The following is a 4,027-nucleotide window of genomic DNA, read 5'->3' on the forward strand; positions in this document are numbered from 1 at the left end:
AGAGCGTATATCTCAAGGATGGGCCATACTTCCAAAGCGTTGGATCGTCGAAAGAACATAGGATAGCTAAATCCTTTTCGAAGGGCGTCTAAAGATTATGAAATTGCCATAGAGATTGCTGAAAACATGAGTATAATAGCCTATTCCATGATCCTATTAAGAAGGATAGCTGAATCATGAATACAGGGTATAAAAAATATTAGCCGGGAAATAGCTAAGTGCACGCCATCGCACGTATTGTTTTTTAATGAATCGAGATTGGGCGCTCATTCCAAAAGTCACGAATTATGAGCGCGGTACCAGGCCACAAATTCCATTTAAAATGGTTATTTTAGTCTAATTTTACCTAATATCGATACTGAGCATATGAATGTATTTTTATCTGAGCGTGTAAAGAAGTATCCGTCTAATAAAATTGCGTTGATCATGGATGAAGCAAGATGGCATAAATCCAAGAAAATCAAAATAAAGAAAAGCGAAGTCAGTATCAATAATCGATAAAATATATATCGTATCCAAGTCTTGTATATATTGATGAAAGCGGAATTGATATGGCTATGTGCAAGTACAGAAGGCTGGGGAAGAGAAAGTGAAAAGTTGGTTGGCAAAAAGGGGAAAAAATGGTATCAAAGAACAAATAGTATGCCTGTTTAGTTAATAACAAACCGACAGCGCCAATAGTTTTTAACGGACTTGGGTAGAAAAATTTCTGATCAAGGAACTAAAGCCTGGTCAAGGGGTTATTATGGATAATGCCTCTTTTCATAAATAATCTGTAAAATACAGTATAATTTTTCTACCGCCTTACTTTCTTGATTTGAATCCAATAGAAAAATTCTGGTCTAATATGAAGAGGTGGGCAGTATGCTAAATTTCAACGCTCTATTCGACGCTATTTCGTGGCTCTTTTAAATATCTAATTCAAAATAAATTACTACAAATCATGACTTCTGGTCGTTTCTATTGAGCGTTTCAAATTAAAAAAATGTTGTAAAAATTATATAGTAGGGATTATAAATTAAAGTACAGACAAAATATGTAAATTTATGTACATTATTATTTTGTAAAGAAGTTGAATTTTTTAAAACGGGCTATTGCTTTTATTTTCCATCACAGGTAACATGAAACTTGATTATTTAGTAATTGGTAGAGTAATGAAGTGTTCTTTAGACAATTCTGTTCCTTTCTTAACTGTCTATCCTAGACAAGCGCATCAAACTAAGGGACAGATCCGAGCGTTGCGTCTTTCAGGGCGCATTCCTTGTGTACTTTATGGCGAAGGTCCTTCTGAAAATGTTTCTGTTTGTGCAAAAGATATTGCCAGTGAATTAGAAAAGCCTGGGATTTTTAGTCGTGTTTTTCAAGTTCAAGATCATGGAAAAGTTTTAATAAGTTCTATTCAGTTTTGTAGTGTTAAGGATAGGCCTGTTCATGTTGATTTACGTCGTTTATCAAAAAATCAAAAAATAAAGCTTTTAGTTCGTATTGCTTTTCTTCATCAAGATAAGAGTGTTGGAATTAAAAGAGGAGGCGCATTAAACGTTGTTCACCATCACCTTGAGATTCTTGCTCCTGCTGATCATATTCCTGAAGTCATAGAAGTAGACATTAGCAATCTTGATATCGGGCAAACGATTCATTTGGAATCGATTGCTTTGCCTAAAGATGTTCAGGTATTGCATGTAGAGAAAGATGAAGCTATCGCTAGTATTGTACCTCCGTCTTCTGGAGACAAGCTTGATGTTCAAGAACATTCTGATTCACAATCAACTTCTGTATAGTTTTTTATGCTTTATGATTGGTTGTGGGTTGGGCTAGGAAATCCTGGAGATGAATATCAAATAACACGGCACAATGCAGGATTTCTAGTATTAGATTCTATAAAAGATTTTTTTCAGAAAGAGCTTCAGGAAAGCCGTTCCTGGGAAAAAAAACAAAATGCTTTTTTGTCGGTGTTTTGTTTCCAAGGGGTTTGCATTTTACTTTGTAAACCTTTATCTTACATGAACCTTTCAGGTACTGTAGTTTCATTACTTTTAAATATGCATAATATTCCTTTGCGGAATCTTGTTGTATTTCATGATGAGTTAGAGCTGGGCTTTGGAACCTTAAGATGGAAAATTGGCGGAGGGCACAAAGGGCACAATGGAATTCGGAATATTTCTGAAAGATGCGGAAGCGATTATAATCGTTTTCGGGTTGGTATTGGTCGACCTTCAGGTTCTGCAGAAGTATCTAAATTTGTTTTGGGGGCTTTTACACCAAAAGAGAAAAAAACCTTTGAGAATTTCATTTTTCCTGTTGTTCACCAAACAATTCCTTGGATCATTCAAAGCAACAATGATAAGGTTTGTGGTATTTTAAAGGAAACTTCTTTATTGAAATCTTCTAAACTTTCTGAACAATTTTAATGAAAATAGCCCTTCATGAGTTTTTTCCTTCATTTAAAGACAAAATTTACCAAGCTTTTTTGTTGTATGGAAACAAGCCCAATCTTATAGAAAACGTTATAAATGAGCTTCAAAACTTAGATCTACGTTTTATTCGAACTCAAGATGCGGAATTTTGGGACCAGCATACTTCATTGTGCGCTCCGACCTTATTCAATGTAGGAAGGACAGTAATTCTTGTTCAAGAAGTTCCAGAAAAAAAATTCTCGTCTTATCAATCGGTTTTAAATGCACTGCCAGAAAATATTCAACTAATATTGACGTCCTCTCAATTTCGGCAACACTCCTTGTGGGTAAAAAATTTTCAACAATCTCCTGTTAGAGCTTTGGTCCCTAGCTATGAAGCATCATTAGATCAATCTATTACCATTCTTAAAAGATGTTTAGAAGTCTGTCAGGTTCCGCTTTCTGGGCAATATCTGAAAACTGTAGCTCAATGGGTGCAAGAAGGAGACTGGGTAAGCACTGCAAAAACATTAAAGCTGTTGTATCAAGCTAAAAATAAAAACGCAATTCAACAAGAAGATTTGGAGCAATTATTTCATCATATTGTTATGAATGTAGAAGAAATTTTTTTACCGCTACTTAATAAGCCTGATATTACAGTAATTGAGTATTTACGTCATAACGATCAAAAGTTAAAATGGGTGCGTGCGTGGCAAAAATTAGTTTGGCAGTGCTGGCAGCTAAAAGTTTCGCTAGAGCAATATAAAAAAACTCATAAAGAAGCCCAGGAAAAGATATCAGCGCAGCACATTGCAAAATTGGCTACTCAATTGGATCCTCCAATTTTTTTTAAACACCTTCCCTTTGTTCAAAATCATATTAGTAAGTGGTCTTTAGAGTTTTTAGAAAAACGCATGGATGCTTTGTACGATTTAGAAGTTAATATTAAAAAAGATCTTTTTCAAGAAAACGATGATATTTCTGTCATTCAAATGCTTTGCTCTGCATAATTTTTTGAATTTTGTTAAACAATTATAAAATGTTACCAACATTGCCCACTTTAAGATCTTTAAGCTTTGATTGCGCTATGTAAAAGTTTTTTTAAAGAAAGAAATAGAGAGTGCTAATATCTTAGGCAATATAGTTGAGTTGATACTTTTGCCCCCTTGGAAATTGTTTTTTATGAAATTTTAACAAATTTTACTTTAAGTTGATTTTTTCTGTATTTTTTGAAAACTTAATAAAAATTCAAAAAAGAGGTATGTTAAATAAGACATTACGCGTTTCTGGATGATCAGCGGAATAGGGAATAGAATAAAGTATTTTCTTCCTGAAAAACAAGTAGCCCCAGTTCAATGAAATTGCCGTCTGTGGAGGGTGTTTTTTATTGCTATAGTAATTTAGGTTGAATTAGATATTTTAAAGAACCAAGAAATAGCGTCGAATAGAGCGTTGAAATTTAGCATACTGCCCACCTCTTCATATTAGCCCAGAATTTTTCTATTAGATTCAAATCAAGAAAGTAAGGCGGTAGAAAAATTATACTGCATTTTACAGACTATTTATGAAAAGAGGCATTATCCATAATAACACCTTGACCAGGCTTTAGTTCCTTGATCAGAAATTTTTCT

At 34.0% G+C, this 4,027-nt stretch carries 5 protein-coding genes; 4 read left to right on the forward strand and 1 reads right to left on the reverse strand.

What is annotated here, in order from left to right; all coding sequences use genetic code 11:
* Window positions 1-790 precede the first annotated feature (790 nt).
* The 4 genes from K737_RS11830 (at window position 791) to K737_RS01835 (ending at window position 3,406) form a co-directional block, all read left to right on the forward strand.
* Entirely contained in the window at window positions 791-871 is an 81-nt protein-coding gene (locus tag K737_RS11830; RefSeq protein ID WP_407636444.1) for a transposase, read from the forward strand.
* Window positions 872-1,121: 250 nt separating this feature from the next.
* Window positions 1,122-1,781 carry a 50S ribosomal protein L25/general stress protein Ctc gene (locus K737_RS01825; protein ID WP_024161364.1) on the forward strand — a complete coding sequence of 220 codons (660 nt, stop codon included), beginning with the start codon at window positions 1,122-1,124 and terminating at the stop codon, window positions 1,779-1,781.
* 6 nt (window positions 1,782-1,787) lie between these two features.
* On the forward strand, window positions 1,788-2,411 hold the full coding sequence (pth, locus tag K737_RS01830) for an aminoacyl-tRNA hydrolase (RefSeq protein ID WP_006294836.1): 624 nt from the start codon (window positions 1,788-1,790) through the stop codon (window positions 2,409-2,411).
* Window positions 2,411-3,406, forward strand: coding sequence for a hypothetical protein (locus K737_RS01835; RefSeq protein WP_006294838.1), 996 nt, complete (start codon window positions 2,411-2,413; stop codon window positions 3,404-3,406). Before pth ends, K737_RS01835 begins: the two co-directional genes overlap by 1 nt.
* Window positions 3,407-3,855: 449 nt before the next feature.
* Here K737_RS01835 and K737_RS11835 read toward each other — a convergent pair whose 3' ends face one another.
* Window positions 3,856-3,939, reverse strand: a complete 84-nt coding sequence (locus K737_RS11835) for a hypothetical protein (RefSeq protein ID WP_407636445.1) — start codon at window positions 3,937-3,939, stop codon at window positions 3,856-3,858.
* Window positions 3,940-4,027: the final 88 nt, after the last annotated feature.

Source organism: Holospora undulata HU1 (assembly GCF_000388175.3).
Taxonomy (GTDB): domain Bacteria; phylum Pseudomonadota; class Alphaproteobacteria; order Holosporales; family Holosporaceae; genus Holospora; species Holospora undulata_A.